Genomic DNA, 26,299 nt, shown 5'->3' on the forward strand with positions numbered 1-26,299 from the left:
GCGGGCGCATGCGCCCGTCAATCCATCGCCGCATGCGCGACGTCGACGCTCGCCGTTTTCTGCGGCGGGCGGATCAGCAGCAACAGCGGGATCATCAGCAGCGTCGCGACGAACATCAGCTTGAAGTCGTTCAGGTACGCGATCATCGCCGCCTGCTGGTTGATCGTGCGGTCGAGCAGCGCGATGTCGACGCGGCTGCCGGCCAGCACCTGCACGGCCGGGTCGAACGGCGTGACGTGGGTCGCGAGGTCGGCATGCGCGACCTGCGTATTGCGCGTCATCAGCGTCTGCACGATCGAGATGCCGATACTGCTGCCGATGTTGCGCATCAGGCTGTAGGTGGCCGTGCCGTCCGCGCGCAGCTCGGGCGGCAGCGTCGAGAACGACAGCGCGCTCAGCGGCACGAACACGAGCCCGAGTCCGAAGCCCTGGATCACGCCGGGCCACACGATGTCCGCCTCGGACAGCACGATCGTGTACTGCATCATCTGCCACAGCGCGAGCGCGGAAATCGCCAGCCCGGCGAACAGCAGCGCCCGCGCGTCCACGTACTTCAACAATCGCCCGACGAACAGCATCGCGATCATCGTGCCGGCGCCGCTCGGCGCGGTGACGAGGCCCGTCGTCGCGACCGGGTAGCCCATCAGGTTCTGCAGCATCGGCGGCAGCAGCGCGCGGGTCGCGTACAGCACCGCGCCGACCACGAAGATGAACAGCGTGCCGGTCGCGAAGTTCGGGTCACGCAGCAGTTCCGACTTGAAGAACGACGCCTTGCCGACGGTCGCCGTATGCACGAGGAAGAACGCGAAGCCGAGCGCCGCGACGAGCGCCTCGATGCGGATCTCGTATGAACCGAACCAGTCGAGCTGTTCGCCGCGGTCGAGCATCGCCTGGAATGCGCCGATCGCGAGCGCAAGCGTCGCGAAGCCGAATGCGTCGAATTTCACGTGCGGGCGCGGCGGGCGCCCGGGCAGGAAGGTCATCACGCCGGCCAGCGCGAATGCGCCGATCGGCACGTTGATGAAGAACACTCAGCGCCAGTTGTAGCTGTCGGTGAGCCAGCCGCCGAGCGTCGGGCCGAGGATCGGGCCGACCATCACGCCCATCCCCCAGATCGCCATCGCCTGGCCCTGTTTCTCGCGCGGGTTGATGTCGAGTAGGATCGACTGCGACAGCGGCACCAGCGCGGCGCCGAACACGCCTTGCAGCAATCGCGCGCCGACGATCTGCACGAGCGTCTCCGACAGACCGCACAGCGCCGACGCCACCGTGAAGCCCGCGATCGACACGATCAGCAGCCGCTTCACGCTCAACCGGTCGGACAGCCAGCCCGTGAGCGGCGTCGCGATCGCCGCGGCGACGATGTAGGAGGTCAGCACCCACGTGATCTCGTCCTGCGACGCGGATAGCGTGCCCTGCATGTGCGGCAGCGCGACGTTCGCGATCGTGCTGTCGAGAGTCTGGATCAGCGTGGCGAGCATGATCGACAAGGTCAGCATCGGCCGGTTCAGGGCGGGCGCGGCGGGGGCGTCGGCGGCGGGGTTCAAACGGGTGTCTCCGTGGGGCGGTCGGCGTGGTCGGCGATCCGGTGTGGCGCAAATTATAAGTGTGCTTATTATAGATCCGCTTATGTCCGGGGCGCGAGCCGTGGGCCGGTTCCGGGTTGACCCTATAATCGCCGCATGGACAAGACCTACGAGAACCGGATCGGTTACCTGATCGCCGACGTGGCCCGGCTGAACGGACGCCTGTTCGACCGGCGCGCGAAGCGCATCGGGCTGACGCGGGCGCAAAGCCGCGTGCTCGCGTACCTGACGTGGAAGGGCGAGATGAACCAGGCACGCCTCGCCGAATGGCTCGAGATCACGCCGATCTCGCTCACGCGGCTGCTCGATCGGATGGAAAGCTATGGCTGGATCGAACGCATCGCGAACGACGACGACCGCCGCGCGTTCGTGATCCGGCTCACCGACAAGTCGCGCGAGATCTTTCCGCAGATGCTGGAGGTGGGCGATACGGTCGCCGACGACGGGCTGCGCGGCTTCACGCCCGACGAGCGCGATACGCTGGTGCGGTTGCTCGGGCGCGTGCGCCGCAACCTGATCGACTGCGGCGGCGAGTGACGTGGGCGCCCGGTCGGTGCACAGGGCAGCGAGAATGCTTTATGCAGTCTCGGCCGCGCGTAGAACGATAGTGAAGGCGCGTCGCACGGGCGGCTGAGCGTACGCCGGCACGCTGGTCATCCGGCCAGCGCCGCGAGCGTGTACGCCGCGAGATAGAGCCCCACCCCGTACGACAGATGCGTGACGACGCTGCGCCGGCGCGCGACGCCCGGTTGCGGCGTACGCGACGCCGCGATGCCGAAGCCGAACGCCGGCTGCATCACGAAGAACGGCGCGACCACGCTCGCGAGCCCGGCGACGAGCGCGGGAAGCGGCGTCGGCGCGCTGATCCACGCGGGGCCGGCGATCAGCACGGGCAGTGCCGCGAACGCGATGCCGATCGCGTAATGCACGATCCAGCCGAGTGCGCGTTCGCCGCGCACGGGTGCGGCGGCGACGATCGACGCATGCCGGAACCGGCCGTGCGTCATGTGGCCGAGCCAGCGGCCGACCAGCGCGTAGTCGAGCGACGGAATGCCGAACGCGCGCCGCCGGAACAGCGTCCACAGATCCATCACGAGCGTGGCCCCCGCGCCGATCAACGGCAGTTCGAGCAGGACGTCGGGCATGCTCATCGCGCCCCTCCACAGCGGGCGGCGATGGGGATGCAGTACAGCGGAATACGACGCGGATTCAGCGGTTTCATGATGGGCCGGGCTTGTCTTCATGGACTCGGGCGACTATCTTGCAGCTTCAAGTTCACTTGAGGTCAAGCATGAGCCGACTGGATATTGCGGACGTCGCGCGGCGCACGGGATTGCCCGCGTCGACACTGCGCTATTACGAGGAAAAGGGGCTGATCGTTCCGATCGGCCGGCACGGGCTGCGGCGGCAATACGACGCGTCGGTATTGGAACGCCTGGCGTTGATCGCGCTCGGCCGCGAGGCCGGTTTCTCGCTCGACGACATCCTCGCGATGGTCGGCGCGGACGGGCGGCCCGCGATCGATCGTGCGAAGCTCGACGGGAAGGCCGACGAGCTCGACCGCACGATCCGCCGTCTCGGCGCGGTGCGCGATGCGCTGCGGCATGCGGCCGTGTGCCCGGCCGCGAACCATCTCGAATGCCCGTCGTTCCAGAAGCTGCTGCGCATTGCCGCGCATCGTCATCCGGCGCGCCGCGCGAAGGCGGAAGGTGCGTAGGCGGCGAGCGGGCGCGAGGCGGGCGATACGGTAGCGGTTCGGCAGGAGGGCGGCGACGTGCGACCTAACGGCGGCGACGCGCCGAATCGTGAGAAGGCGATGCCGCCCGTACCGCCTTCGACGTTAGCGAAACCGCCGACGCCTGATTCACCCCGCGTAATACACGCGGCACTCCATCTCGCGCCCGCGCACGATCCGCTTGCCGGCGAGCGCGCCGTCCGTTTCGGTGAACACGGTGCGCTGATGCTCGCATTGCACGGCGTCGTAGAAGTAGAGCGAAACCCAGTCGGTCGGGCGCTCGGCTTCCGGCGTGCGCATGGCCGCATGCTGGCTCAGCACCGTGAAATGCCAACCGCCCTTGGTCATGTGCATCACGGGCGGCGGCACGTAACCGTCCGCGTTCAGGCGCCGGTGCGCGAGCGTCGGCAGCACGCCGGCCGCCGCCTTGTTGCGGTACTGGCGATCGATGTAAAGCAGCAGTTCGACGGGCGGTTCCGTGCCGCGGCCCGCGTGTTGCATGTGACCTTGCCAGCGCCGGCGGCGGCTCAGCACGTCGTCGAGCGCGGCGCGGATGCCGGCCGCGCGTCGCGGGCCGACGCCCGCGATCGTTTCGAGCTGGCCGTTGCGGGCCGCGCGCTCGAGTTCCTCCAGCGTATCGATGTGCAGCGCATCGTGAATGCGCAGCGCGAGCGCGTGGCCGATGCCCGGCACCGCTTCGAAGGCCGACGCGCGTTCCGCGTCGCCGCGCAAGCGGTCGAGCTGGCGCCAGCGCCCCGTCACCAGCAGTTCGGCGATCGCCTGCGCGACGCCCGCGCCGATGCCGGGCAGCCCGCCGAGCGCCTCGACGCCGCCGGTGTCGAACACGGTACGGATGTCGCGGTCGAGCGCGTCGACCGTATCGGCTGCCGCGCGGTATGCGGCGGCCCGGTAAGGGTTCGCGCCCTGGTCGACGAGCCACTGCGCGGCCTCGCGCAGGCAGGCCGCGACAGGCCGGTTTTCCTCGTACGTCTGGCTGACGGTCGACTGCATGGCAAGGGACCCGGAAAGCTCAAACGGAATGGACGCGGCGAACGATGCGCCGGTCGGCTGTCAACCATTGTCGCGACGCGCGATCAAGGAAACTTGATGCGCGTCAATGGCAAACGTAACACAGGCGCGCAGCGCACGGTCGTGCCGGAATGGGGCATGACCGTGCGCTGCGCGAGGCGGTTACGCGTCGAGAAACGACTGCGCGTTCTCGGCCTCGGCGGCCGTACGCAGCGCGGCGAGCGCCCGTTTCTCGATCTGCCGCACGCGCTCGCGCGACATCCCCGCATCCTGCGCGATTGCGTCGTAGGTGTCGGGTTCGGCGCCGCCGAGGCCGAACCGCCGGCGCAGCACGTCGGCCTCGGTCGGCGTGACCGAGCGCAGCAGCGCCCGCACGCATTCGCGCATGCGCGTGTCGGCCAGTTGCTCGAACGGGCTGGCCGATGCCTGATCCTCGATCAGCTCCACGAGGCCGGTGTCCGCGTCGGGCAGCGGCGTGTCGAGCGAGACCGGCTCGGCCGGCAGCGCGAGCACCGCGCGCACCTTGCCTTCGTCGAGGCCGGCTTCGGCCGCGAGCTCGGCCGGCGTGGCCCGCCGGCCGGTGCGCTGGCGAAAGCGCAGCGCATGCCGCTGCACGCGCTGGTACTGGTCGCCGACGTGCACCGGCACGCGGATCGTGCGCGAGCGATCCGCGACCGCGCGCGCGATCGCCTGGCGAATCCACCAGGTCGCATAGGTCGAGAACTTGAACCCGCGCCGGTATTCGAATTTCTCGATCGCGCGCATCAGGCCGAGGCAACCGTCCTGCACGAGGTCGGACAGGTCGACGCCGCGGTTCAGGTACTTGCGCGCGATCGACAGCACGAGCCGCAGGTTCGCCTCCAGCATCGCGCGCGTGGCATCGCGCACTTTCTGCTGGCCGTCGCTCAACGCGGCTGCGAGTGCGCGCCGCGCGACCGCGTCGAAGCACGCGGCGTCGTCGGCCGCCGACGGATCGTCGCGGGCGGTTGCGAGCGTGCGCACGGCACGGCTCGCGTCGTCGACGGCCGGCGCCACCCACGCGAGCGAACCGAGCAGGGTCGCCACATGGTTGCGGGCGTCGCGGTACTCGGCCGAACGGCTGCCCTGCGCATGCAATGCGCCGCGCAACGCCGATACCGCTGCGTGCAGCGCGTCGTAGCGGGCGGGCGCGGGCGTTTCGCCATCCTCTTCATCGGACGATCCGCTTGTACCCGTCGCGCGATGGCGCTGGAGCAGCGCGTCGACCGCGGGCGGATAACCGGCAATCGCATGCAGTACCTGGTGTCGTCCCGTCTCGATCTCGCGCGCGAGCACGATTTCGCCTTCGCGCGTGAGCAGCGGCACCGCGTGCATGCGCCGCATGTAGAGCGCGAGCGGATCGGTCGACGCGCTCGTGCCGCGCGCGAGGTCGCCGAGCATGGCCCGGCCTTCGTCGAGCGCGTCGCGATCGACCTCGGCCGGCGCCGCGCCGGCGAACGGTGCAGGCACGGCCGGCTCGTCGAGTACCGCGATGCCGATGTCGGCCAGCGCGGCGCGCACGACCTCGAGCGCGTCGGGGCTGTCGCTTTCGGGCGGCAGTGCGTCGACGAGGTCGGCGTGCGTCAGATAACCCTGCTCGCCGGCGAGCGCCAGCAGCTGGATGATCGGATCGAGCGGTGTGTCCGCCCGGGGAGTGGGGCGTGGCGTAGTCATGTCGATGGCGGCGCGAGCCGCGTTCCTGTCAGGGCGGGCCGAAGCTCGCCGGTTTGCGGTTGCCGGTGGGTCGCGGACGCCCGTCCGCGCCGGTCAGCCCGACATCGTTCAAGTTGAGGGCATTTGCGCCAACTTCAACGCCGGCGCCGCGGACGGGCCAGCACGCGGCGTGCCCGCGCAGCCTTCCGGAGCAGGAAACAAAAAGTAACCGATCATACGCGCGGAAATCTGCAGCGGACGTAAGCTAGAGTCACGCGCGCGCCCGGCGGCGGCGCGCGGATTCTGCCGGAGTACGAGATGAACCCGATTTCCGCCGCGAGGCCCGCCGTCGTCGCGCTGGCCGCATTGACGCTTGGCGGCTGCTACTACACGAGCCCTTATGGTTATGCACCTTATTACGCGCCGGTGCCCGCCACGGTGACGCAGCGCGAGATCCCGGCCGCACCGACTGCGCCCGGTCCACCCCCGTCGACCGTGCCGCAGGCGCAGGTGGACGCCGGCACGGCGGTGCCGGTGTATGTCGCCCCGGCCTACGTGCCGCCGCCGTATCCGTATTACTACCCGGCGTACTACTCCGGCTGGTACGGGCCGCCCGTGACGATCGGCTTCTGGGGCCGCTGGGGCGGTGGCGGATACTGGGGCGGGCGAGGTGGCTACTGGCATCGTCCGTGGGGCGGCGGGCATTGGGGCGGGGGCCGCGGGGGTGGTGGCCACTGGGGCGGCGGCCATCGACACTGACCGGCGCGCGGCGGCGCTGCGCGGGAGAGCATCATGAGAAACACGATTATCCGAAGTCTGTGTGTCGTCCTGGCCGGCTTCGTGGCCGCGCCGGGCGTGGCCGATGCGCAGAACAGCGCTTACACGAACTCGCCGGCCGAGTTGTTTGCGGGGCCGGCGCCCGATTATCCGGTGGTCGCGCAGATTCCGCCCGGCACCGCGCTGGACGTATTCGGCTGCCTGAGCGACTACACGTGGTGCGACGTCGCGCTGCCGGGCGTGCGCGGCTGGATCGATGCGCAGTTGCTCGACTATCCGTACCAGGGCAGCTACGTGCCGTTGCTCGAGTACGGCGCGATCATCGGCGTGCCGGTGACCGGATTCGCGATCGGCGCGTACTGGGATCGCTATTACCGGCACCGCCCGTGGTATCCCGAGCGCGATCGGTGGGCGCATCGTCCCGAGCCGAGGCTCGGCCCAGGAGGCATGCCGCCTGGGCAAGGGCGTCCGCAACCGGGCGCGCCGATGCAGGTCGCGCCGGGCGGCCCGCCGCCCGTGCATGACACGCGGCCGTCGGCGACGCGCGGCGGCTGGAACGGTGCGAACCGCATGCCGCCGCCGGCCGCGCCGACGCCGATGCCGATGCCGATGTCGATGCCGATGCCGATGCCGATGCCGATGCCGGGCGGGGCCGGCAATGCGCGACCGGCCAGTCCGGCGCCCGCGCCGACGCCGATGCCGGGTGGAGCGGGCAATGCGCGTCCCGCCGGTCCGCCGCCGGCCGTACTGCGCCCGCCGCCCGCGCCGGGCGGCGAGGTCCGCACGATGCCGCCCGTGCGGCAGGGCGGCGGGGGCGGCGGCGGTTATGCGCGGCCGCAGGGCGGCGGTAACCACGGCGGCGGTGGCGGCGGCCCGGACGAACCCCGGCACTGATCGCGCCGGCGCCGCGGGCGCGCCGGGCTTCGGACGAAAAAAAGCCGCTCCGGAGAGCGGCTTTGCGATCGGGCGGGGCAGGCCGTTCGCACGACCGGCCGTCACGCGTCAGTCGTCGAGCAGCGACAGATCGCGCACCGCGCCCTTGTCGGCCGACATGACGAGCTTCGCGTACGCCTTCAGCGCCGCGGACACCTTGCGCGGACGCGGCTGCGCCGGCTTCCAGCCCTTCGCGTTCTGCTCGTCGCGGCGGCGCGCCAGTTCCTCGTCCGACACGAGCACGTCGATCGTGCGGTTCGGAATGTCGATGCGGATCCGGTCGCCGTCGCGCACGAGGCCGATCGCGCCGCCCGCTGCCGCTTCGGGCGAGCAGTGGCCGATCGACAGACCCGACGTACCGCCCGAGAAACGGCCGTCCGTCAGCAGCGCGCACGCCTTGCCGAGCCCCTTCGACTTGATGTAGCTGGTCGGGTAGAGCATTTCCTGCATGCCCGGGCCGCCCTTCGGGCCTTCGTAGCGCACGATCACCACATCGCCGGCCTTGACCTTGTCGTTCAGGATGTTCTCGACCGCTTCGTCCTGCGATTCGGTCACGTGCGCCGAGCCTTCGAACACGAGGATGCTTTCGTCGACGCCGGCCGTCTTCACCACGCAGCCGTCGAGCGCGATGTTGCCCGTCAGCACCGCGAGGCCGCCTTCCTTCGAGAACGCATGTTCGTACGAGCGGATGCAGCCTTCGGCGCGGTCGAGGTCGAGGCTCGGCCAGCGCGTGTTCTGGCTGAACGCGACCTGCGTCGGAATCCCGGCCGGGCCGGCCTGATAGAACGTGCGGACCGCTTCGTCCTGCGTGCGGACGATGTCCCACTGGTCGAGCGCATCCTTCAGCGTCGGCGCGTGCACGGTCGGCACGTCGGTGTGCAGCTTGCCGGCGCGGTCCAGTTCGCCGAGGATCGCCATGATGCCGCCGGCGCGGTGCACGTCCTCGATGTGGTACTTGTTCGTGTTCGGCGCGACCTTGCACAGCTGCGGCACGATGCGCGACAGGCGGTCGATGTCCTTCATCGTGAAGTCGATGCCGGCTTCGCGCGCGATCGCCAGCAGGTGCAGGATCGTGTTGGTCGAGCCGCCCATCGCGATGTCGAGCGTCATCGCGTTCTCGAATGCCTTGAAGCCGACCGAGCGCGGCAGCACGCGTTCGTCGTCCTGCTCGTAATGCTGGCGCGTCAGTTCGACGATGCGGCGGCCGGCGCGCTTGAACAGTTGTTCGCGGTCGGCGTGGGTGGCGACCACCGTGCCGTTGCCGGGCAGCGACAGGCCGAGCGCTTCGGTCAGGCAGTTCATCGAGTTCGCGGTGAACATGCCCGAGCACGAGCCGCAGGTCGGGCACGCCGAGCGTTCGACTTCGGCGACGTCGGCGTCCGAATACGACTGGTCGGCCGCGATCACCATCGCGTCGACGAGGTCGAGCTTCTTCAGTTCGATGGCTTTGGTGACCGGGTTCGCGAGGCGCGTCTTGCCGGCTTCCATCGGGCCGCCCGACACGAAGATCACCGGGATGTTCAGGCGCATCGCGGCCATCAGCATCCCCGGCGTGATCTTGTCGCAGTTCGAGATGCACACCATCGCGTCCGCGCAGTGCGCGTTCACCATGTATTCGACCGAGTCGGCGATGATGTCGCGGCTCGGCAGCGAATAGAGCATGCCGTCGTGGCCCATCGCGATGCCGTCGTCGACCGCGATCGTGTTGAATTCCTTCGCGACGCCGCCTGCGGCCTCGATTTCGCGCGCGACGAGCTGGCCGAGATCCTTCAGGTGCACGTGCCCGGGCACGAATTGCGTGAACGAGTTGACGACCGCGATGATCGGTTTCGAGAAATCGTCGTCTTTCATGCCGGTGGCGCGCCACAGCGAGCGCGCACCTGCCATGTTGCGGCCGGCGGTGGAGGTTTTGGAACGGTAAGTGGGCATGGTGATGGCTGAAGAAATATCGCGGGAAAAGGGTGGAGGCACCGGAATAAAGGCCTCTCTCGCGCCCGTGCGAACAACCTCTTGAGCTGCGCCCTGGGCAAACTCCACGATTATCCCACAGCCGCCGGGCCCGCGGCGGCGGCGGGAGCGGGCGAGCGGCGCGGGTGGGGCGGCCGAGTGCACCGAGGCCCCAAGGCCCCCCAAGGTCCCCAAGGTCCCCAAGGCCCCCAAGGCCAGCAAGGCCAGCAAGGCCAGCAAGCCCACCAAGCAGGTAGCGGCCCGACGCAGGCCATCCCCGGCGCAACCGGGCGGCGGCTTCATCGCCGGTTGCCCCGACGACGGAGCCGCGTCGCGCCGCTCGATCGCGCGTCAGTCGAGCAGCGTCAGGATCTCGTCGTATAGCGGCTTCGGAATCCGCACGCCGTTCGCGATGCTGCGCGCGCGGGCGTCGAAGCGCCGTTGCGACGGCAGCCGCGCGCCCTGCGCGACGATCGATTCGAACATCCGCTCGCCGCGCGCGAGCCCCGCGTCGAGATCGTCGCCGAGAAACACCTTCGGATCGAACGCGATCACGAGTTCGCCGTGGCACGGCGTCGCGCCGACGCCTTCGTCGAAGTCCATCGATTCCCGGCTCGTCATGTCGCCGATCAGCGCGCCGCCGAGCAGCTCGACCATCGCCGCGAGCGCCGAGCCCTTGTGGCCGCCGAACGTGCGCATCGCGCCTTGCAGCGCGGCCTTCGGGTCGGTGGTCGGCTGGCCGTCCGCGTCGATCGCCCAGTGCGCCGGAATCGCCTTGCCCTGTTTCGCGTGCAGTTCGATGTCGCCGCGTGCGATCGCGCTCGTCGCGAAATCGAACACGAACGGCTCGCCGCCCGGGCGCGGCCACGCGAACGCGATCGGGTTGGTGCCGAACACCGGTTCGCGGCCGCCTTCCGGCGCGACCCAGCTATGGCTCGGGTTCATCGCGATGCCGACCAGCCCTTCGGCCGCGATCGCCTCGACCTCGGGCCACAGCGCGGAGAAGTGGTAGCAGCGGTTGATCGTCATCGCGGCGATGCCGTGCTGCTTCGTCATCTCGACGAGCACGGGCAGCCCGGTTTCGAAGCTCAGCAGCGAGAAGCCGCGATGCGCGTCGACCGCGACGATCGACGACGACAGCTTGCGCAACGTCGGCACGGCCTGCGGATCGACCTTGCCTTTCTTCAGCGAGCGCACGCAGACGAGCAGCCGGTACACGCCGTGCGAATGGCATTCGTCGCGCTGACCCTGCGTGATCACGTTGGCGATGGCCCGCGCGTGCGCGTCGGACATCCCGTGGTGCGTCAGCACGCGCAGCGCGAGCGCGTGGACTTCGTCGAGCGACAGCACGACTTCGGCGGTGTGCTCAGACATGCTCCACCTCGCGCGCGGCGGGCACGCCGTCGATGCGTTGCGGCACGTGCAGCGGATTGCTGCTGCGGAGCGCGTCCGGCAGCAGCGCGTCCGGTACGTCCTGGTACGACACGGGGCGCAGGAAGCGCTCGATCGCGCGCGCGCCGACGGACGTCGTGCGTGTGTCGGACGTCGCCGGGAACGGGCCGCCGTGCACCATCGCGTGGCCGACTTCGACGCCCGTGCCGAAGCCGTTCACGAGAATGCGGCCGGCCTTGCGTTCGAGCGTCGGACGCAGCGCGGCGAACAGCGCCGCGTCGCCGTCGGCGAGATGCGCGGCGATCGTCAACTGGCCTTCGAGCGATTTCAGCACGCGATGCAACGTGTCGGCGTCCGGGCAGCGCACGATCAGCGACGCGGGGCCGAACATTTCGTCGCGCAGTTCGGGGTGGGCGATGAACGCGTCGGCGGAGGTGGCGAACAGCGCCGCGCGGGCCTGATGGGGGCCGCCTCCGACGCCTTCGGCCAGCAGTCCGACGGCCGAGTGATCGCGCAGCGCCGCGACGCCTTGCGCATAGCTCGCGTGGATGGCCGGTGTCAGCATCGTCTGCGCGGCTACGGTACGCACGGCGTCGGCCGCCGCGGCTTCGAACGCGCGTAGCGCGGGGCCGTCGACCGCGAGCACGAGGCCCGGATTCGTGCAGAACTGGCCGGCGCCGAGCGTGAGCGACGCGACGAACTGCGGTGCGATGGTGTCGTGACGGGCCTCCAGCGCGGCGGGACACAGCAGCACGGGATTGATCGAGCTCATTTCCGCGTAGACCGGAATCGGCTCGGCTCGCGCCGCCGCGATATGCATCAGCGCCACGCCGCCGCGGCGCGAGCCGGTGAAGCCGACGGCCTTGATGCGCGGGTCGGCGACGAGGGCCTGGCCGATCTCGCGCGACGCGTCGAACAGCAGCGAGAACACGCCGGCCGGCATCCCGCATTCGCGCACGGCCTGCTGGATCGCGCGGCCGACGAGTTCCGACGTGCCCGGATGCGCCGAATGCGCCTTGACGATCACCGGGCAGCCGGCCGCCAGCGCCGACGCCGTGTCGCCGCCGGCCACCGAGAACGCGAGCGGGAAGTTCGACGCGCCGAACACGGCCACCGGCCCGACCGCGACGTTGCGCAGGCGCAGGTCGACGCGCGGCAGCGGCTTGCGCTCGGGGCGCGCCGGGTCGATCCGCGCGTCCAGAAAGCCGCCGTCCCGCACCAGCGACGCGAACAGCGCGAGCTGGCCGACCGTGCGGCCGCGTTCGCCTTCGATGCGCGCACGCGGCAGCCCCGTTTCGACGACGCAGCGCTCGATCAGGTCGTCGCCGAGCGCCATGATGCGGCGGCCGATCGCGTCGAGAAACGCGGCGCGCGCTTCGAGCGACGTTTCGCGATATGTGTCGAACGCATCGTCGGCGAGCGCGCACGCCGTTTCCAGATCGTGCAGGCTCGCGCCGCCGAACGCGGGGTCGAGCGGTTCGCCGGTGGCGGCGGCGATTGCGTGGAGGGTGCCGTTCTGTCCGGTGACAGCCGACTGGCCGATCAGGAGCTGACCTGTGAGTTGCATGGTTTTCCTCGGAAAAAAGCAGGGCCGGGCGTGGTGCGCCCGGCCGATGGAAGGGGAAAAGGACGGGAAAGTGCGCGGGCGCGTCAGTCCTCGTCGTCGTCGAGTTGCAGCTTGTCGGCGCGCACGCCGGTATTCGCGCCCCAGTAGTAGATGACGAGCGCGACGGCCGCGACGACGACCGTGTCGTACGGATGCGCGAGCCGGCCCGTGCCGCCGAAGCCGCCGAGATACGACAGCACGATCATCGCCGCATAGAACGCGATCAGCCACGCGGACGAACGCACCTGCTCGGCGAGGCTCAGGTGCGCGGTCGGCACCCAGCGGCGGCACGCGAGATAGATGACGAACATCGCGATCTGCAGCCCGAGCAGCCAGGACACCGTGCTCCAGCCCGACCAGTAGACGATCAGCGCGGCGATCACGAACGACGCGGGGCCGGTGAGGCCGAACGCGCTGGCGCGGAACGGCCGCGGCAGGTCAGGTGCGGTGCGGCGCAACGCGGCGACCGACACGGGCGCGACCGCATAGCTCAGCACCAGCGCGGCCGACACGATGTTGATCAGCGCTTCCCACGACGGGAACGGCAGCGTCCAGAAGATCGCGAGGCCGAACGTGAGCCACAGGCCCGCGCGCGGGATGCCCGACGCTTCGTCGACGCGCGTGAACACCTTGAAGAACGTGCCCGTCTTCGCCCAGCCGTAGACCACGCGCGGCGTCGCATTCATGTAGATGTTGCCGCAGCCGCTCGGCGAGATCATCGCGTCGGCGACGACCATCACCGCGAGCCAGCCGACGCCGAGCGCAAGCGCGATGTCGCGGTACGGCAGCGAGAACGCCTTGCTCACGTCGTGCCAGCCGGCGGCGAGCATGTCGGTGGGAATGCTGCCGATGAACGCGAGTTGCAGCAGCACGTAGATCAGCGTCGACAGCAGGATCGACAGGATCAGCGCGATCGGGATCGTGCGCTGCGGATTGCGCACCTCGCTCGCGACCGACACGATCGGCGTGAGCCCGAGATACGCGAAGATGATGCCGCCGGCCGACACGGCCATCTCGATGCCCGGCATGCCGAACGGCGCGAAGCCGTGCACGGTCAGGTTCGCGGGCTTGAAGAACGTGAACAGCACGCCGATCACCGCGAGCGGCACGACGAACTTGAAGATGCTGATGACGTTGTTCGCCTTCGCGAACGTCTTCACGCTCGAATAGTTCAGGTAAAAGAAGAAGCAGAGCAGCGCGGCCTGCACGAGCCAGCCGACGGTGGTCGGGTCGCTCGATCCTTCGACCGTTAGGCCCGGAAACCACGCGGCCGCATACTGGCGCGCGGCGACGACTTCGATCGCGATCAGGCTCGAAAAGGCGATCAGCGTGATGAAGCCCATCAGGTAGCCGAGCAGCGGGCCGTGCGAGAACACCGGGTAGCGCACCACGCCGCCCGCGCGCGGCAGCGCGGCGCCGAGTTCGCAGTAGACGATGCCGAGCAGGAGCACCGCGAAGCCGCCGAGCAGCCACGAGAAGATGCCGGCCGGGCCCGCGATCGTCGATACGTGACTCGCGGCGAACAGCCACCCCGAACCGAAAATGGCGCCCAGACCGATGAACGTGAGATCGGTCAGCGACAGCTGTTTCTTGAACTTGCCGTGACCCGCGCCGGGGTGCGCGGAACGGGAAAGCGGGACAGACGGGTGTGCATTGCCTTGGCCTGGCATGGGCGTGTCTCCTGGGGGAATGTCGGTGCAGGCGCGCGTGGCGCGCGCTCCGACGGAGCAGTGCGCACGCCTGCCGGCCGGCGTCGCCCGGTTCGAACGACCGGGGCGGGCCGCGGCCCGTTCACGCGCGGCGCGGGGTGGCGCCGGGGTGAGCGGGGCCGCGAGCCATGCCGGACCGCGGACGGCGACGCACGGTGCAAACCCGTGCGCCGCCGCAGGGCGTCGATCAGAGACCGACGTCGGGCAGCGCCGGGCGCGTGTCGAGCGCCTTCGCGACGATGGCCTTCACTTCCGCGAGCGTGTCGCCTTGCAGCGCGAGGCGCGGCGGGCGCGTGACCGCGCTGCCGCGGCCGACCAGTTCCTCGCACAGCTTGATGCACTGCACGAGGTCGGGGCGTGCGTCGAGGTGCAGCAGCGGCATGAACCAGCGATACAGCGCGAGCGCTTCGTCGAAGCGCTTCTGCTTCGCGAGGCGGAACAGCGTCTCGCCTTCCTTCGGGAACGCGTTCGACATGCCCGACACCCAGCCTTCGGCGCCGACCGCGATGCTCTCGACCACGACGTCGTCGAGGCCCGCGAACAGCACGAAGCGATCGCCGACCGCATTGCGCAGATCGATGAAGCGGCGCGTATCGCCCGACGAATCCTTGAAGCAGACGATGTTCTCGCAATCCTGCAGCGCGATCAGCACGTCGGGCGTCACGTCGTTCTTGTAGATCGGCGGGTTGTTGTAGACCATCACCGGCAGGTCGGTGCTCGTCGCGACCGCGCGGAAGTGCGCGGCGGTTTCGTGCGGCTTCGCTGAGTAGACGAGCGCGGGCATCACCATCACGCCGTCGACGCCGACGCGCTGCGCTTCGCGCACCGTATTGCGCGCGAATTCGGTCGTGAATTCGGCGATGCCGGCGATCACCGGAATCTTGCCGCCGGCCGCGTCGCGTGCGGCCTCGATCACCTGGAGCTTCTCGCTCGTCGACAGCGACGTGTTTTCGCCGACCGTGCCGCAGACCACGAGGCCCGACACGCCGTCGTTCACCAGGTTCTTGACCACGCGGTGCGTGGCGTCGATGTCGAGGGAAAAGTCCGGCTTGAACTGGGTGCTGACGGCCGGGAAAACCCCGGTCCACTGAATGGCGTTTCGGCTCACTGAAATCTCCTACGTTCGTATCGGTCGGCCGACGGGTATGTCGGTGTGGCAACCAGTATCGCCGCGCAAACGCCCATCACGCTTGAGTCGTATCGCGGAGCAAAATGACGAAATCGGCACAGCGGCCGGCAGGGGCGCGAAGGGCGCGTCGCACTGTGCCGATTTCGTCGTCGTCCTCATCGAAAAGCCACAAGCGGACGGACGCGCGACGGAGGAAGCTATGCTCCTTTCCCCACTTCGGACGGCTCATGATGAAGCGCATCCAGATCATCGATTCGCACACGGGCGGCGAACCCACTCGGCTCGTCGTGTCCGGCTTTCCGTCGCTCGGCAACGGCACCATGGCCGAGCGACGCGACGTGCTCGCGCGCGAGCACGACCGTTACCGCACCGCGTGCATCCTCGAGCCGCGCGGCAGCGACGTGCTGGTCGGCGCGCTGCTGTGCGACCCGGTGTCGGCCGACGCGGCGGCCGGCGTGATCTTCTTCAACAATAGCGGCTATCTCGGGATGTGCGGGCACGGCACGATCGGCGTCGTGCGCACGCTGCATCACATGGGGCGCATCGCGCCCGGCGTGCACCGGATCGAGACGCCGGTCGGCACCGTCGAGGCGACGCTGCACGACGACCTGTCGGTCAGCGTGCGCAACGTGCCCGCGTATCGCCATGCGCAGGGCGTCGTGGTCGACGTGCCGGGATACGGCCCCGTGAAGGGCGACGTCGCGTGGGGCGGCAACTGGTTCTTCCTGATCAGCGACCACGGGCAGCGTGTCGCCGGCGACAACGTCGCGGCGCTCACCGCATATGCGTCGGCCGTGCGCGAAGGGCTCGAACGCGCGGGCATCACCGGCGCGAACGGCGGCGAGATCGATCACATCGAGCTGTTCGCCGACGATCCCGCGCACGACAGCCGTAGCTTCGTGCTGTGCCCGGGCCTCGCGTACGACCGATCGCCGTGCGGCACCGGCACGAGCGCGAAGCTCGCGTGCCTCGCGGCCGACGGCAAGCTTGCGCCCGGCGCCGTGTGGCGGCAGGCGAGCGTGATCGGCAGCGTGTTTCATGCAAGTTACGAGCTGGCCGACGGCGGCATCGTGCCGACGATCCGCGGCAGCGCGCACCTGAGCGCGGAAGCGACGCTGCTGATCGAGGAAGACGATCCGTTCGGCTGGGGTATCGGGGCGTGAGCGAAACGAAGACCGACGTCGTCGTGATCGGCGCCGGCATCGTCGGCGCGGCGTGCGCGCACGAACTCGCGCAGCGCGGGCTGCGCGTGCTCGTCGTCGACGACGCGAGCGGCGGCGCGACCGGCGCGGGCATGGGGCACCTCGTCGCGATGGACGACAACGCGGCCGAGCTCGCGCTGAGCCATTACTCGATCGAACTGTGGCGCGCGTTGAGCGGCGAGATGCCCGACGGCTGCGCGTATCGCAACTGCGGCACGCTGTGGCTCGCGGCCGATGCGCACGAGATGGATCTCGCGCGCGCGAAGCAGGCGGCGCTCGGCGCGCACGGCGTGGCCGGCGAGTTGATCGATGCGGCGGCGCTCGCGCGACTGGAGCCGATGCTGCGCGCGGGCCTCGGCGGCGCGCTGAAGATTCCGGGCGATGCGATTCTCTATGCGCCCGTCACCGCGAACTGGCTGCTGCAGCGCGCGCCGCGCGTGACGTTGCGTCGCGAGCGGGCGGTCGCGGTCGACGGCCCGAGCGTGACGCTCGCGAGCGGCGACGTGCTGCGCGCGGAGCGTGTGATCGTCGCGAACGGCGTCGCGGCGCGCACGCTGCTGCCCGAACTGCCGCTGCGCCCGAAAAAGGGCCATCTGCTGATTACCGATCGTTATCCGGGCCACGTGTCGCACCAGCTCGTCGAGCTCGGCTATGCGGCGAGCGCGCACGCCAGCGATGGCACCTCGGTCGCGTTCAACGTGCAGCCGCGGCCGACCGGCCAGCTGCTGATCGGCTCGTCGCGCCAGTTCGACACCGAGGACGCGCAGGTCGAGCCGCCGGTGCTCGCGCGCATGCTGCGCCGCGCGGTCGGTTATCTGCCGGATCTGGCCGACCTGAACGGCATCCGTGCGTGGACCGGCCTCCGCTGCGCGAGCCCCGACGGCCTGCCGCTGCTCGGCGAGCACCCGGCGCGGCCGGGCGTGTGGCTCGCGGTCGGGCACGAAGGGCTCGGCGTGACGACCGCGCCGGGCAGCGCGCGGCTCGTCGCCGCGCTGATGGCCGGCGAGCGGCCGCCCATCGATATCGAACCGTATTTGCCGGGACGCTTCCTGACCGCGTCCCTCGTCACCGGAGCGCTGACATGAAACGACCCCCACGCTCACTGCGTTCGCTGGCGACCGGAGGTGGCGCTTCAGCGCTTACTCCGGTCCCATGCAAGGCGCCTCGCGAGTGGGTTGTCAGCCTCCTTGGGGCGGCCCGGCGGAGGCTGACATGATCATTCATCTGGACGGCCGCGCGCTGACGGTGGCCGACGGCGCGACCGTCGCGGCCGCCGTCGCGGCGAGCGGCGACGACACGACGCGCGTGTCGTGCACGGGTGCGGCGCGCGCGCCGTTTTGCGGAATGGGCATCTGCCAGGAATGCCGGATGACGATCGACGGCCGGCGCCGGCTGGCGTGCCAGACGCTGTGCCGCGACGGCATGCAGGTGGAGCGCACGCGATGAAACAGGAACGACTGAGCGTCGACGTCGCGATCGTCGGCGCGGGCCCGGCCGGGCTGTCGGCCGCGCGGGCCGCCGCGCGAAGCGGCGCGACCGTTGCGATCGTCGACGACAACCCGCGCGCGGGCGGGCAGATCTGGCGGCAGCCGGCCGCGGCCGCACCGACGCCGGCCGCCGCCGAACGCCTCGCCGTGCTGCGGCGGCCGAACGTCACGCATCTCGCGGCGACGCGCATCGTCGCCGAAACGCAGCCGGGCACGCTGCTGCTCGAAGACGACGAACGCGGGTTGCTGCTCGATTTCCGGACGCTGATTCTCTGCTGCGGCGCCCGCGAGCTGTTGCTGCCGTTTCCGGGCTGGACCCTGCCGGGCGTGACCGGCGCGGGCGGCTTGCAGGCGCTGATCAAGTACGGGCTCGACGTGCGCGGGCAGCGCACGGTGATCGCGGGCAGCGGGCCGCTGCTGCTGGCGAGTGCGGCGACGGCCCGGCAGGCCGGCGCGCGCGTGTCGCACGTGCTCGAACAGGCGGCATGGGGCGACGTGGCGGGCTTCGGTGCGGGGCTGTGGCGCTGGCCGTCGAAGCTCGCGCAGGCCGCGAAGCTCGTCACGGCCGCGTATCGGCCCGATGCGCACGTCGTCGAGGCATTTGGCGACCAGCGGCTCGAACGCGTGCGGATCCGTCAACGCGATCGCGAATTCGACGTCGACTGCGACCGGCTCGCGTGCGGCTTCGGTCTCGTGCCGAATACCGTGTTGCCGCGCCATCTCGGCTGCCGGATCGAAAACGGCGCGGTGGCGGTCGACGCGCACCAGCGCACGAGCCGCGACGGATGTTTCGCGGCGGGCGAGTGCACGGGCGTCGGTGGCAGCGAGCTGGCGATGGTTGAAGGCGAGATCGCCGGATACGCGGCGACGGGGCAGACCGCACGACTGGCCGCGCTGGTCGCACGTTGCGCGCACTGGCAGGCATTCGCGGATGCGGTACGCGAGCGCTTCGCGATCCGCGAACCGATCCGCCGGCTCGCGCGGCCCGACACGCTGCTGTGTCGTTGCGAAGACGTGCGGTTCGATGCGGTCGCACGCGAACCGGGCTGGACGGCCGCCAAGCTGCAGTCGCGCTGCGGGATGGGCGCATGCCAGGGCCGCGTGTGCGGCGCGGCCGCGCAGGCGCTGTTCGGCTGGACGCCGCCAGCGCCGCGCACGCCGCTCGTGCCCGCGCGGGTCGGCACGCTGATGCTCGACGGTACGGGGCCTTGCGACGGCGCATGACGCGTGCAGCGCCGCGGTGAAGCGGCCCGGTTCAGGGCGGGCCGCGTCTTCACTCTTCCTTCACGTCGCATCGATGGCGGGTGACGCAATGCCGTCGACCGCGTTCGCCGTCGTTGCCGCGCCATGCGTGATCGCGGCGGTTGCAGGGCTGGCGCTCCGTGTGGTTCGCGCCGGTGCGGTATGCGCGGTGGCTGCCGACGGGATGGTGGGCAAGCAGGCCTGATAGAAGGAAGGGCGCTCGGATTGCCGATTCGGCAAGCAGCGGGATAAAACAATATATAAAGTTATATAATATTCATTCTTTAATCGTATTCCCGCTCCGATGAACGACGATTTTCCCGCCGGGTTGCCCGGGCCCGAGCAGATGCGCACCGCCGCCGAATCGGCGTGCACGCTCCTCAAGGTGATGTCGAATCCCGACCGGCTGCTGCTGCTGTGCGAACTGTCTCAGGGCGAGCGCGGCGTGAGCGATCTCGAGGCGCGACTCGACATCCGTCAACCGACGCTGTCGCAGCAGCTCGGCGTGTTGCGGGACAACGGGCTGGTCCGCACGCGCCGAGAAGGCAAGTCCATCCGCTATTCGCTCGACAGTCCGGCCGTGGTCGCGGTGATGGGCGTGCTGTACGAACAATTTTGCGGGGCGACCGCGAAGGAGGCGGGCGATGCAGTTTGATGCGCTTCATTTCACGCCTTGGCTGTCGCTGGCCGGCGGCGTGCTGATCGGGCTTGCCGCCGCGTGGCTCGTGGCGTTCAACGGCCGGATTGCCGGCATCAGCGGGATCGTCGGCGGCTTGTTGACGGCGGGCGGCGCAGCACGCGGCTGGCGTGTCGCGTTCGTCGCCGGGTTGATCGCCGCGCCCGTCGCGATGCGTTTCGCCGGGAGCGGCCTGACGCCGCAGGTCGACGCCAGTTGGCCGGAATTGCTGGCGGCCGGGCTGCTGGTGGGGATCGGCACGCGGTACGCGGGCGGCTGCACGAGCGGTCACGGCGTATGCGGCATATCGCGCGGGGCGTTGCGTTCGGTGGTCGCGACGGCGATTTTCATGGTCGCGGGGTTCGCGACCGTCTTCGTGCGGCTGCACGTGCCGGGAGGCTGACATGCAGGCAGGATTCGCGTTTCTGGCCGGATTGCTGTTCGGCATCGGCCTCATCGTATCGGGCATGGCCAATCCGCAGAAGGTGCTGGGTTTTCTCGACCTGGCGGGCCGCTGGGATCCGTCGCTCGCGTTCGTGATGGCGGGCGCGATCGGCGTCGCGGTATTCGCGTTCGCGTGGGCGAAGCGCCGGACACGGTCGTGGCTCGGCCTGCCGATGCAGTTGCCGGCCGCCCGGACGATTACCGTGCGCCTCGTCGCCGGAAGCGCCGTGTTCGGCATCGGCTGGGGGATTGCCGGGTTCTGCCCGGGGCCCGCGATCGTGTCGATCGGCTTCGGGTCGGCCAAGGGGATCGGGTTCGTCGTCGCGATGCTGGCCGGGATGGCGGTGTTCGAGTGGATCGAGCGCCGGCGGAATGGGCGGTGAGGCAGGGGTGCGCTCGCTGGGTACGGTTGCTGATGGGGAGTGAGATAAATCCAAGGGGGTCGGTGCGATAAATCCGGGATTCCGTGGGCCGTTGGCTGGATTTATCGGCACCGCTTTGAAATTACGTTTCGTGTGGTAAAAGGCGCGGCGCGCGGCCGCGATCGTCACTCGAACGCCTGGCGCAGCAACTTATCCACAATCGCCTCAATGCCGCGCTCGGCTTCGGGCTGCAGGACGGGCGCGTTCGGTGGCCCGCTAAACGGCAGATACGGCCGGGCCGGAATCTTGACGTTGTACTCCCCGACCTCGTGCCAGCTCTCCCGCACCCGTTTATGGGAGTACCGGGCGAAGACCGCCAAATTCTTGTGATCGGCCTGCCGGGCGAGGCTCCCCTTGGCGTCAGTCCGGAGCCGCACCTTGGTGCTACGTGCCGGATGGGTAACGGTTCCGCCGCACTGATGAATAGCCGCGTATGGTGTGGCGACACCAATGAGCGCGTGGTCCGCCCCCGAAGTCGGCCGAAATGCTTCCGGCAAGGGTTCCGCGATCCTGCAATATCTTCAGGACGCTGCTCCCCTTGTTGCGCTTCAGCTTCTCTCTCTCCGTGGATTTTGCCAGCGGTACCCACGCGGGCCGACCCTGAGCCTCGAAATTGGCTCTCGTCGTGCTCTCAAGCATGCCCGCGATCTCTCGATATAGATCGACCGTCCCGCCAAGCAGACGATCAGCTGCATCCAGCTTCGCCAGCGCGTCCCCGATGTCGACGACAACGGCGCGGTCGGCGCCGACGTGCATGTGGCGATCAACGGCGGGCCGGAGCAGCAGATGCCGATCGCCGGCCGGCTGACGGTCATTGGTTCCGAGCTGTTGCTGCCGGCGTACGCTCCAGGTACGCGGCTGCGCATCCATGCTCTGCCGGTCGCGGCTGGCGCACCTGTGGCGATCGAGGATGACGTTCTGGATGTCGTCATCCCATGACGATGTGCCCGCCGTCAATCCTTGCCATTGTTTAACGACACGAAAACGACTTTCAAAAATGTACGCTCAACCCATCATCCCCTGGATTGGCGGAAAGCGCCGACTAGCAGACACCTTGCTCTCTCGGTTCCCGCCTCACAGCTGCTATGTCGAAGTCTTTGCTGGCGGCGCCGCACTGTATTTTCTGCGGCATCCGGCCGAGGTCGAGGTCATCAACGATATCAATGGTGAACTCGTGAACCTCTACCGGGTGATCCAGCACCACTACGAGGAATTCGTGCGCCAATTCCGATGGGCGCTGGCGAGCCGGCAGGTGTTCAAGTGGCACAAGGAGACGGTCCCGGAAACGCTCACCGACATCCAGCGCGCCGCGCGCTTCTACTACCTGCAGCAGCATGCGTTCGGTGGCAAGGTCGAGGGGCAAACCTTCGGCACGGCGGCCACAGCCCCGACAATCAACCTCCTGCGCATCGAAGAGAGCGTGTCGGCCGCCCATCTTCGGCTCGCCCAGGGCACCACGGTCGAGAACCTGTCGTGGCGCGACTGCATCACCCGCTACGACCGGCCGCACACGTTCTTCTACTGCGATCCGCCGTACTGGCAGACCGAGGGCTACGGTGTCGCGTTCCCATTCGAGGAATACGAACAGATGGCGGCCACCATGCGAACTTGCGCCGGCAAGATCATGGTCAGCATCAACGACCATCCGGATATCCGGCGCGTGTTCGATGGGTTCGAGATGGAAGAAACCAGCCTGAGCTACACGGTCGGCAAGAGCGGCCGCGATGCCGTGCGCGGCGAGCTGATCGTCTACAGCTGGGACCGAGCGGCGGTGCCGGCCGGGCTGTTCTAGGCGATGCGGTAAAGTAGCGCCTTCCCAAGAGGTACACGCTGAGAGAGCAGCGCCCTTGCTGGTTCAGGAGAAAAATGAATGAGTGAAAATCGATACACGTACGGTACTTGGCACAATCTGCGTCCTGTCGACGTCTTCGCCCTGGTAGCGTTCGACGAGACGCGCAAGCAGCTCGGTTTGGACGATCTGGCCGCCGCGTCGGCAATGCTGCTCGGTCAGGGTGACGTCCCTGTCCCTGGCAAGGTCGCCGGGGCTACGCCGGGCACTTCCGTCGCCTCGCTTGCCGCCCGCAAACTGTTTCCTCAGACGCTGCCATTTCGCTTGCCGATGATCACGGGCGTCGGGCTGTCCGGTATACGGATCTCGTTCACCCACCGCCTCGGTGCGTGGGTCGGCCGGACGATTCCCATCGTAGGCGAGGTGTTCTTGGCGCGCGATGCCTACCTGATCATGCGCAACACCGTGATGACCTACAACCGACTGGTGAAGCCCGAAGACCGGGTGCTCTGAACCATGAAAGACGATACCTGGGAACGTTTTGAAGCCTTCGCTCGCAAGGAGCTTGGTCGGCCGTTGTTCGGCAAGCTGAATCTCCAGCCGGAGACACGGCTTGAGGAGGATCTCGGCGTGACTGGCCTTGACGGTGTCGAGTTTATCGACAACTGGGCGAAGACATTCAACGTCGACGCCGAGGGGTTCCCGTACCGGCGTTATTTCGGCCCGGAAGGTCAGGAACTGCTGTCGTCCCTCATCGGGCTGTTCGTGAAGCGGCTCCGGCCGCCGAAGCGCCACCCGTTGACCCTGGGCATGCTGGCCGAGGCAACGCGACGCGGGAAGTGGGACACGGACGCGATCGAGGCTGCTGCAAGGAAGTGATCGTATTTGGCAGGACCGGTCGGCGACGCGACCGGTCTTTTTCATGGGCGGAAATATAATTACGCCACGCGAAATTTTCCCACCTACCTATTTATCGCGCTTGAGCCAGCGCATTTATCGCGCGCGGCTTCAGGTTGCCCGGAACATCATGCGTTCGTCGGTCGCCGCGATGATGCGATGACTTCCCGGTGTTTCCGGCGGCAGGCGAGTCGCGATGTCAGAAATGCTCGCTCACGTGACGGCCGCCGTGCACTTTCCCGGACAGCCGGCGCAGGATGCCGCGCCACACCGGGAGCATGCCGCTTCGACCCGAGGGTTCCACGATCGTCGTGCTGACCACGCGACTGCCGCGAGCCGACAGCGCGACATGACCGGCGGTTTCGAGCGTCAGGCATTCGCCTTCGTCGAGTTCGCGGCGAATGTATTGCGGTACATCGGGCAACCAGTCGAGGCCGCCGTGGCACAGCGTGACCGCCAGCGCGCCGTCCAGCACGATCAACTGGCTGCCCTTGTCGAACCACGCAAAGTGGCTTTGCCCGGCGTCGAGCCGGAGGTGTTGCGTCCGCATGGTGATTCCTTTTCCCCGGTTGCTCCGGTTGGGCGGCCTCGCGACGACGAGGCGACAGCATGCAATCAGGTTAAGGAAACGGACGTGCGCACGGCAGATTCAGGGGACGGGAATCTGTTGCGGTGCAGGTGATGATTTCGGGCTGCTGTATCGGTGGGTTTTCCCCGGATCTGTATCTGGCGTGCGCTGGATGCCGCGGGCACGATGGCCTGCATGACGATTTTCGCCGACGCATCCCGCACGCCTTTGCCGATGGACGGCGAGCCGCTTTACGAACGGCTCGCCGAACATTACCGCCGCATCATCGCGGCCGGCACGCTGGCGCCCGGCGACCGGATGCCGTCGGTCCGCGCGTGCATGGCGCAGCACGGCGTGAGCCTGTCGACCGCGATCCAGGCGTTTCGGCGGCTAGAGGATGCGGGCTGGTGCGACGCGAAGCCGCGCTCGGGTTACTTCGTGCGCCGCCGCGCAGCGGCCGTGCTCGACGCGCTGCCGGAAAGCGACGGGCCGCCGTTGAGCGTCGAGCCGCCGTTCGCCGGGCTGCACGAACGCGTATCGCGCGTGATCGACCGTGCGAACGCGGCGACCGATGCATTGAATCTGGGCGGCGCATCCGCGCACGCCACGCTATATCCGACCGAGCGCCTGCAGGCGCTGGCGATCCGGCTGCTGCGGCGCAAGCCCACGTTGCTGACCGACGCGGGGCCCGTCGGCGGTTCGCCCGAATTCCGGCAGACGATGGCCAAACGCGCGTTGTCTTACGGCGTGACGCTGACGCAGGACGACGTGATGTCGACGAGCGGCGGCGTCGATGCGATGAATCTCGCATTGCGGGCGGTCGCGCGGCCCGGTGACACGATCGCGATCGAATCGCCGGCCTTCTTCGGCCTGATCCAGTTGCTCGAAAGCCTCGGCCTGAAGGCGCTCGAAATCCCGGCAAGCCCGACGACGGGCCTGTCGATCGAGGCGCTCGACGTGGCGCTGGCTGCCTATCCGGACATCCGGGCCGTGGTCGTCGTGCCGAACCTGCAAAACCCGCTCGGCTGCGTGATGCCCGACGCGCGCAAGGCCGAGCTCGTCGTGCTGTGCTCGCGCCACGGCGTGGCGGTGATCGAGGACGAGCCTTATCGCGAACTCGTCGAGGCGCCGCAGGCGGTCAGGCCGGTCAAGGCATGGGACCGCGACGGCACGGTGATCTACTGCCCGTCGTTCAACAAGGTGCTGGCCCCCGGGATGCGGCTCGGCTGGATGAGTGCGGGCCGCTGGCATGCGCGCGCGAGAATGCTGAAATTCGCGCACAGCCGACATAACGCCGCGCTGTTGCAGGCCGTCGCCGCTGAATTCGTGGGCTCGGGCGCGTTCGATCGGCACCTGCACCGGTTCCGCGAACAATTGCGTGTGCAGCGCGACGTGACGATCGACGCAATTGCGCGGCATTTCCCGGCCGGCACGCGAATGAACCAGCCGCTGGGCGGGATGCTGCTGTGGATCGCGTTGCCGGAAGGCGTGCGCTCCGATGCACTGTTCGACGCGGCGCTGGCGCATGGCGTCAAGATCGCGCCCGGTTCGATCTTCTCGAATTCGGACCGTTTCGACGGCTATATCCGGCTCGCCTGCACGCGCGTATTCGATGCGGCGCACGAGGCGGCGTTCGACACACTCGGCCGCCTCGTACGGGAAGCCATGGCGGCCGCGTAAGCGTGACGGCGGCAGCGGGCCGGATTTCCGAATACGCGAGTGCTCCGGCCGGACGCGGTACCGAAGCGGCAAGCCGCCGCCATTTCATCGGCCGACCGTGTGCGTGGCGAGGTGCTGGCGGATCAGCGACAGGTAACGATCGCCGACCGAGAAATCGCGTGCCGCGCGCGGCCGGGCGGGCGCCGGGCGCAGCGTGGCCGGCGCGCTCATGCCCAGATACCGGCACACGGCGGACGGAAAGGGCTTGCGCGTATGCCCGAGCTGACGCGCCGCGCGCTCGACGCGGGCATCGCCGACCTGGGCACGCAGCCACGCCAGCACTTGGCGATCGGTGTCGTTGACGATACGGACCAGATGTTCCATCGCGCACCTCACTGT

Annotated in this window: 28 protein-coding genes and 1 pseudogene; 16 read left to right on the forward strand and 13 right to left on the reverse strand. The window is 68.8% G+C overall.

The features are described 5' to 3' along the window. Window positions 1-17: 17 nt before the first annotated feature. Window positions 18-1,547, reverse strand: a pseudogene (locus tag CFB89_RS21165) (DHA2 family efflux MFS transporter permease subunit). A 135-nt stretch (window positions 1,548-1,682) separates the two neighbouring features. Between CFB89_RS21165 and CFB89_RS21170 the strand changes: the two are divergent. Beyond that, complete coding sequence (locus CFB89_RS21170; protein WP_011547936.1) at window positions 1,683-2,123, forward strand: MarR family winged helix-turn-helix transcriptional regulator; 441 nt, start codon at window positions 1,683-1,685, stop codon at window positions 2,121-2,123. Between the two features lie 116 nt (window positions 2,124-2,239). Here the strand turns inward: CFB89_RS21170 and CFB89_RS21175 are convergent, their stop codons facing one another. Continuing rightward, complete coding sequence (locus tag CFB89_RS21175; RefSeq protein ID WP_089469584.1) at window positions 2,240-2,737, reverse strand: DUF2938 domain-containing protein; 498 nt, start codon at window positions 2,735-2,737, stop codon at window positions 2,240-2,242. A gap of 140 nt (window positions 2,738-2,877) precedes the next feature. Here CFB89_RS21175 and CFB89_RS21180 point away from each other — a divergent pair, with 140 nt between their 5' ends. Beyond that, window positions 2,878-3,303: a helix-turn-helix domain-containing protein gene (locus CFB89_RS21180; protein ID WP_089469585.1), complete on the forward strand. Its 426-nt coding sequence runs from the start codon at window positions 2,878-2,880 to the stop codon at window positions 3,301-3,303. 147 nt (window positions 3,304-3,450) lie between these two features. On the opposite strand, the gene CFB89_RS21185 is transcribed toward CFB89_RS21180, so the two are convergent. Continuing rightward, window positions 3,451-4,332: a helix-hairpin-helix domain-containing protein gene (locus CFB89_RS21185; protein ID WP_089469586.1), complete on the reverse strand. Its 882-nt coding sequence runs from the start codon at window positions 4,330-4,332 to the stop codon at window positions 3,451-3,453. A 180-nt stretch (window positions 4,333-4,512) separates the two neighbouring features. Then, complete coding sequence (locus CFB89_RS21190) at window positions 4,513-6,042, reverse strand: sigma-70 family RNA polymerase sigma factor (protein ID WP_089469587.1); 1,530 nt, start codon at window positions 6,040-6,042, stop codon at window positions 4,513-4,515. Window positions 6,043-6,339: 297 nt separating this feature from the next. On the opposite strand from CFB89_RS21190, the gene CFB89_RS21195 reads away from it, so the two are divergent. Together CFB89_RS21195 and CFB89_RS21200 are read left to right on the forward strand one after the other, a co-directional pair. Further along, window positions 6,340-6,780 (forward strand): hypothetical protein, encoded by a 441-nt coding sequence (locus CFB89_RS21195; RefSeq protein WP_089469588.1) that lies wholly within the window; start codon window positions 6,340-6,342, stop codon window positions 6,778-6,780. Window positions 6,781-6,813: 33 nt separating this feature from the next. Continuing rightward, complete coding sequence (locus CFB89_RS21200; RefSeq protein WP_089469589.1) at window positions 6,814-7,692, forward strand: SH3 domain-containing protein; 879 nt, start codon at window positions 6,814-6,816, stop codon at window positions 7,690-7,692. A gap of 108 nt (window positions 7,693-7,800) precedes the next feature. Here CFB89_RS21200 and ilvD read toward each other — a convergent pair whose 3' ends face one another. The 5 genes from ilvD to CFB89_RS21225 form a co-directional block, all read right to left on the reverse strand. After that, a complete protein-coding gene (gene ilvD, locus CFB89_RS21205) occupies window positions 7,801-9,660 on the reverse strand; it encodes a dihydroxy-acid dehydratase (protein WP_089469590.1) in 1,860 nt (619 codons plus the stop codon). Between the two features lie 369 nt (window positions 9,661-10,029). Further along, window positions 10,030-11,052, reverse strand: coding sequence for an Ldh family oxidoreductase (locus tag CFB89_RS21210; protein ID WP_089469591.1), 1,023 nt, complete (start codon window positions 11,050-11,052; stop codon window positions 10,030-10,032). Continuing rightward, window positions 11,045-12,637, reverse strand: a complete 1,593-nt coding sequence (locus tag CFB89_RS21215) for an aldehyde dehydrogenase (NADP(+)) (RefSeq protein WP_089469592.1) — start codon at window positions 12,635-12,637, stop codon at window positions 11,045-11,047. The genes CFB89_RS21210 and CFB89_RS21215 overlap by 8 nt, the downstream gene beginning before the upstream one ends. Window positions 12,638-12,720: 83 nt before the next feature. Continuing rightward, the gene (locus CFB89_RS21220) at window positions 12,721-14,346 is read right to left on the reverse strand and encodes an APC family permease (protein ID WP_089469593.1); all 1,626 of its coding nucleotides are present in this window, start codon (window positions 14,344-14,346) and stop codon (window positions 12,721-12,723) included. 226 nt (window positions 14,347-14,572) lie between these two features. Next, on the reverse strand, window positions 14,573-15,493 hold the full coding sequence (locus CFB89_RS21225) for a dihydrodipicolinate synthase family protein (RefSeq protein ID WP_089469594.1): 921 nt from the start codon (window positions 15,491-15,493) through the stop codon (window positions 14,573-14,575). Window positions 15,494-15,744: 251 nt separating this feature from the next. Between CFB89_RS21225 and CFB89_RS21235 the strand changes: the two genes are divergently transcribed. From CFB89_RS21235 to CFB89_RS21265, 7 genes are all read left to right on the forward strand, one after another. Continuing rightward, on the forward strand, window positions 15,745-16,677 hold the full coding sequence (locus CFB89_RS21235; protein WP_089470551.1) for a 4-hydroxyproline epimerase: 933 nt from the start codon (window positions 15,745-15,747) through the stop codon (window positions 16,675-16,677). Then, window positions 16,674-17,801, forward strand: a complete 1,128-nt coding sequence (locus CFB89_RS21240) for an FAD-binding oxidoreductase (protein ID WP_089469595.1) — start codon at window positions 16,674-16,676, stop codon at window positions 17,799-17,801. The genes CFB89_RS21235 and CFB89_RS21240 overlap by 4 nt, the downstream gene beginning before the upstream one ends. Window positions 17,802-17,928: 127 nt before the next feature. Next, window positions 17,929-18,162 (forward strand): 2Fe-2S iron-sulfur cluster-binding protein, encoded by a 234-nt coding sequence (locus tag CFB89_RS21245; protein ID WP_012338331.1) that lies wholly within the window; start codon window positions 17,929-17,931, stop codon window positions 18,160-18,162. Next, the gene (locus tag CFB89_RS21250) at window positions 18,159-19,427 is read left to right on the forward strand and encodes an FAD/NAD(P)-binding oxidoreductase (protein WP_089469596.1); all 1,269 of its coding nucleotides are present in this window, start codon (window positions 18,159-18,161) and stop codon (window positions 19,425-19,427) included. The genes CFB89_RS21245 and CFB89_RS21250 overlap by 4 nt, the downstream gene beginning before the upstream one ends. 322 nt (window positions 19,428-19,749) lie before the next feature. Next, on the forward strand, window positions 19,750-20,100 hold the full coding sequence (locus CFB89_RS21255) for a helix-turn-helix transcriptional regulator (RefSeq protein ID WP_089469597.1): 351 nt from the start codon (window positions 19,750-19,752) through the stop codon (window positions 20,098-20,100). Then, window positions 20,090-20,524 carry a YeeE/YedE family protein gene (locus CFB89_RS21260; protein WP_089469598.1) on the forward strand — a complete coding sequence of 145 codons (435 nt, stop codon included), beginning with the start codon at window positions 20,090-20,092 and terminating at the stop codon, window positions 20,522-20,524. Before CFB89_RS21255 ends, CFB89_RS21260 begins: the two co-directional genes overlap by 11 nt. 1 nt (window position 20,525) lies before the next feature. After that, window positions 20,526-20,948, forward strand: coding sequence for a DUF6691 family protein (locus tag CFB89_RS21265; protein WP_089469599.1), 423 nt, complete (start codon window positions 20,526-20,528; stop codon window positions 20,946-20,948). Between the two features lie 164 nt (window positions 20,949-21,112). Here the strand turns inward: CFB89_RS21265 and CFB89_RS21270 are convergent, their stop codons facing one another. Beyond that, window positions 21,113-21,484, reverse strand: coding sequence for a phage virion morphogenesis protein (locus tag CFB89_RS21270; RefSeq protein WP_179233506.1), 372 nt, complete (start codon window positions 21,482-21,484; stop codon window positions 21,113-21,115). Next, window positions 21,372-21,743, reverse strand: coding sequence for a phage virion morphogenesis protein (locus CFB89_RS35800; RefSeq protein ID WP_373559874.1), 372 nt, complete (start codon window positions 21,741-21,743; stop codon window positions 21,372-21,374). The genes CFB89_RS21270 and CFB89_RS35800 overlap by 113 nt, the downstream gene beginning before the upstream one ends. On the opposite strand from CFB89_RS35800, the gene CFB89_RS35440 reads away from it, so the two are divergent. The 4 genes from CFB89_RS35440 to CFB89_RS21290 all read left to right on the forward strand — a co-directional run bounded on the left by CFB89_RS35440 (window position 21,738) and on the right by CFB89_RS21290 (window position 23,655). Further along, complete coding sequence (locus CFB89_RS35440; protein ID WP_256979731.1) at window positions 21,738-21,926, forward strand: hypothetical protein; 189 nt, start codon at window positions 21,738-21,740, stop codon at window positions 21,924-21,926. The two genes, CFB89_RS35800 and CFB89_RS35440, sit on opposite strands and share 6 nt — an antisense overlap. Before the next feature lie 58 nt (window positions 21,927-21,984). Then, window positions 21,985-22,779 (forward strand): DNA adenine methylase, encoded by a 795-nt coding sequence (locus tag CFB89_RS21280; RefSeq protein WP_089469602.1) that lies wholly within the window; start codon window positions 21,985-21,987, stop codon window positions 22,777-22,779. 78 nt (window positions 22,780-22,857) lie between these two features. Continuing rightward, a complete protein-coding gene (locus CFB89_RS21285) occupies window positions 22,858-23,289 on the forward strand; it encodes an STM2901 family protein (protein ID WP_089469603.1) in 432 nt (143 codons plus the stop codon). 3 nt (window positions 23,290-23,292) lie between these two features. Further along, window positions 23,293-23,655 (forward strand): DUF1493 family protein, encoded by a 363-nt coding sequence (locus tag CFB89_RS21290; protein ID WP_089469604.1) that lies wholly within the window; start codon window positions 23,293-23,295, stop codon window positions 23,653-23,655. Window positions 23,656-23,872: 217 nt separating this feature from the next. Here CFB89_RS21290 and CFB89_RS21295 read toward each other — a convergent pair whose 3' ends face one another. Then, on the reverse strand, window positions 23,873-24,223 hold the full coding sequence (locus CFB89_RS21295) for a hypothetical protein (RefSeq protein ID WP_089469605.1): 351 nt from the start codon (window positions 24,221-24,223) through the stop codon (window positions 23,873-23,875). A gap of 213 nt (window positions 24,224-24,436) precedes the next feature. On the opposite strand from CFB89_RS21295, the gene CFB89_RS21300 reads away from it, so the two are divergent. Next, the gene (locus tag CFB89_RS21300; protein WP_089470552.1) at window positions 24,437-25,921 is read left to right on the forward strand and encodes a PLP-dependent aminotransferase family protein; all 1,485 of its coding nucleotides are present in this window, start codon (window positions 24,437-24,439) and stop codon (window positions 25,919-25,921) included. An 84-nt stretch (window positions 25,922-26,005) separates the two neighbouring features. Here CFB89_RS21300 and CFB89_RS21305 read toward each other — a convergent pair whose 3' ends face one another. After that, window positions 26,006-26,284, reverse strand: a complete 279-nt coding sequence (locus tag CFB89_RS21305) for a hypothetical protein (RefSeq protein ID WP_089469606.1) — start codon at window positions 26,282-26,284, stop codon at window positions 26,006-26,008. Window positions 26,285-26,299 lie beyond the last annotated feature (15 nt).

The sequence above is a fragment of the Burkholderia sp. AU16741 genome (assembly GCF_002223345.1).
In the GTDB taxonomy this organism is placed as follows: Bacteria; Pseudomonadota; Gammaproteobacteria; order Burkholderiales; family Burkholderiaceae; genus Burkholderia; species Burkholderia sola.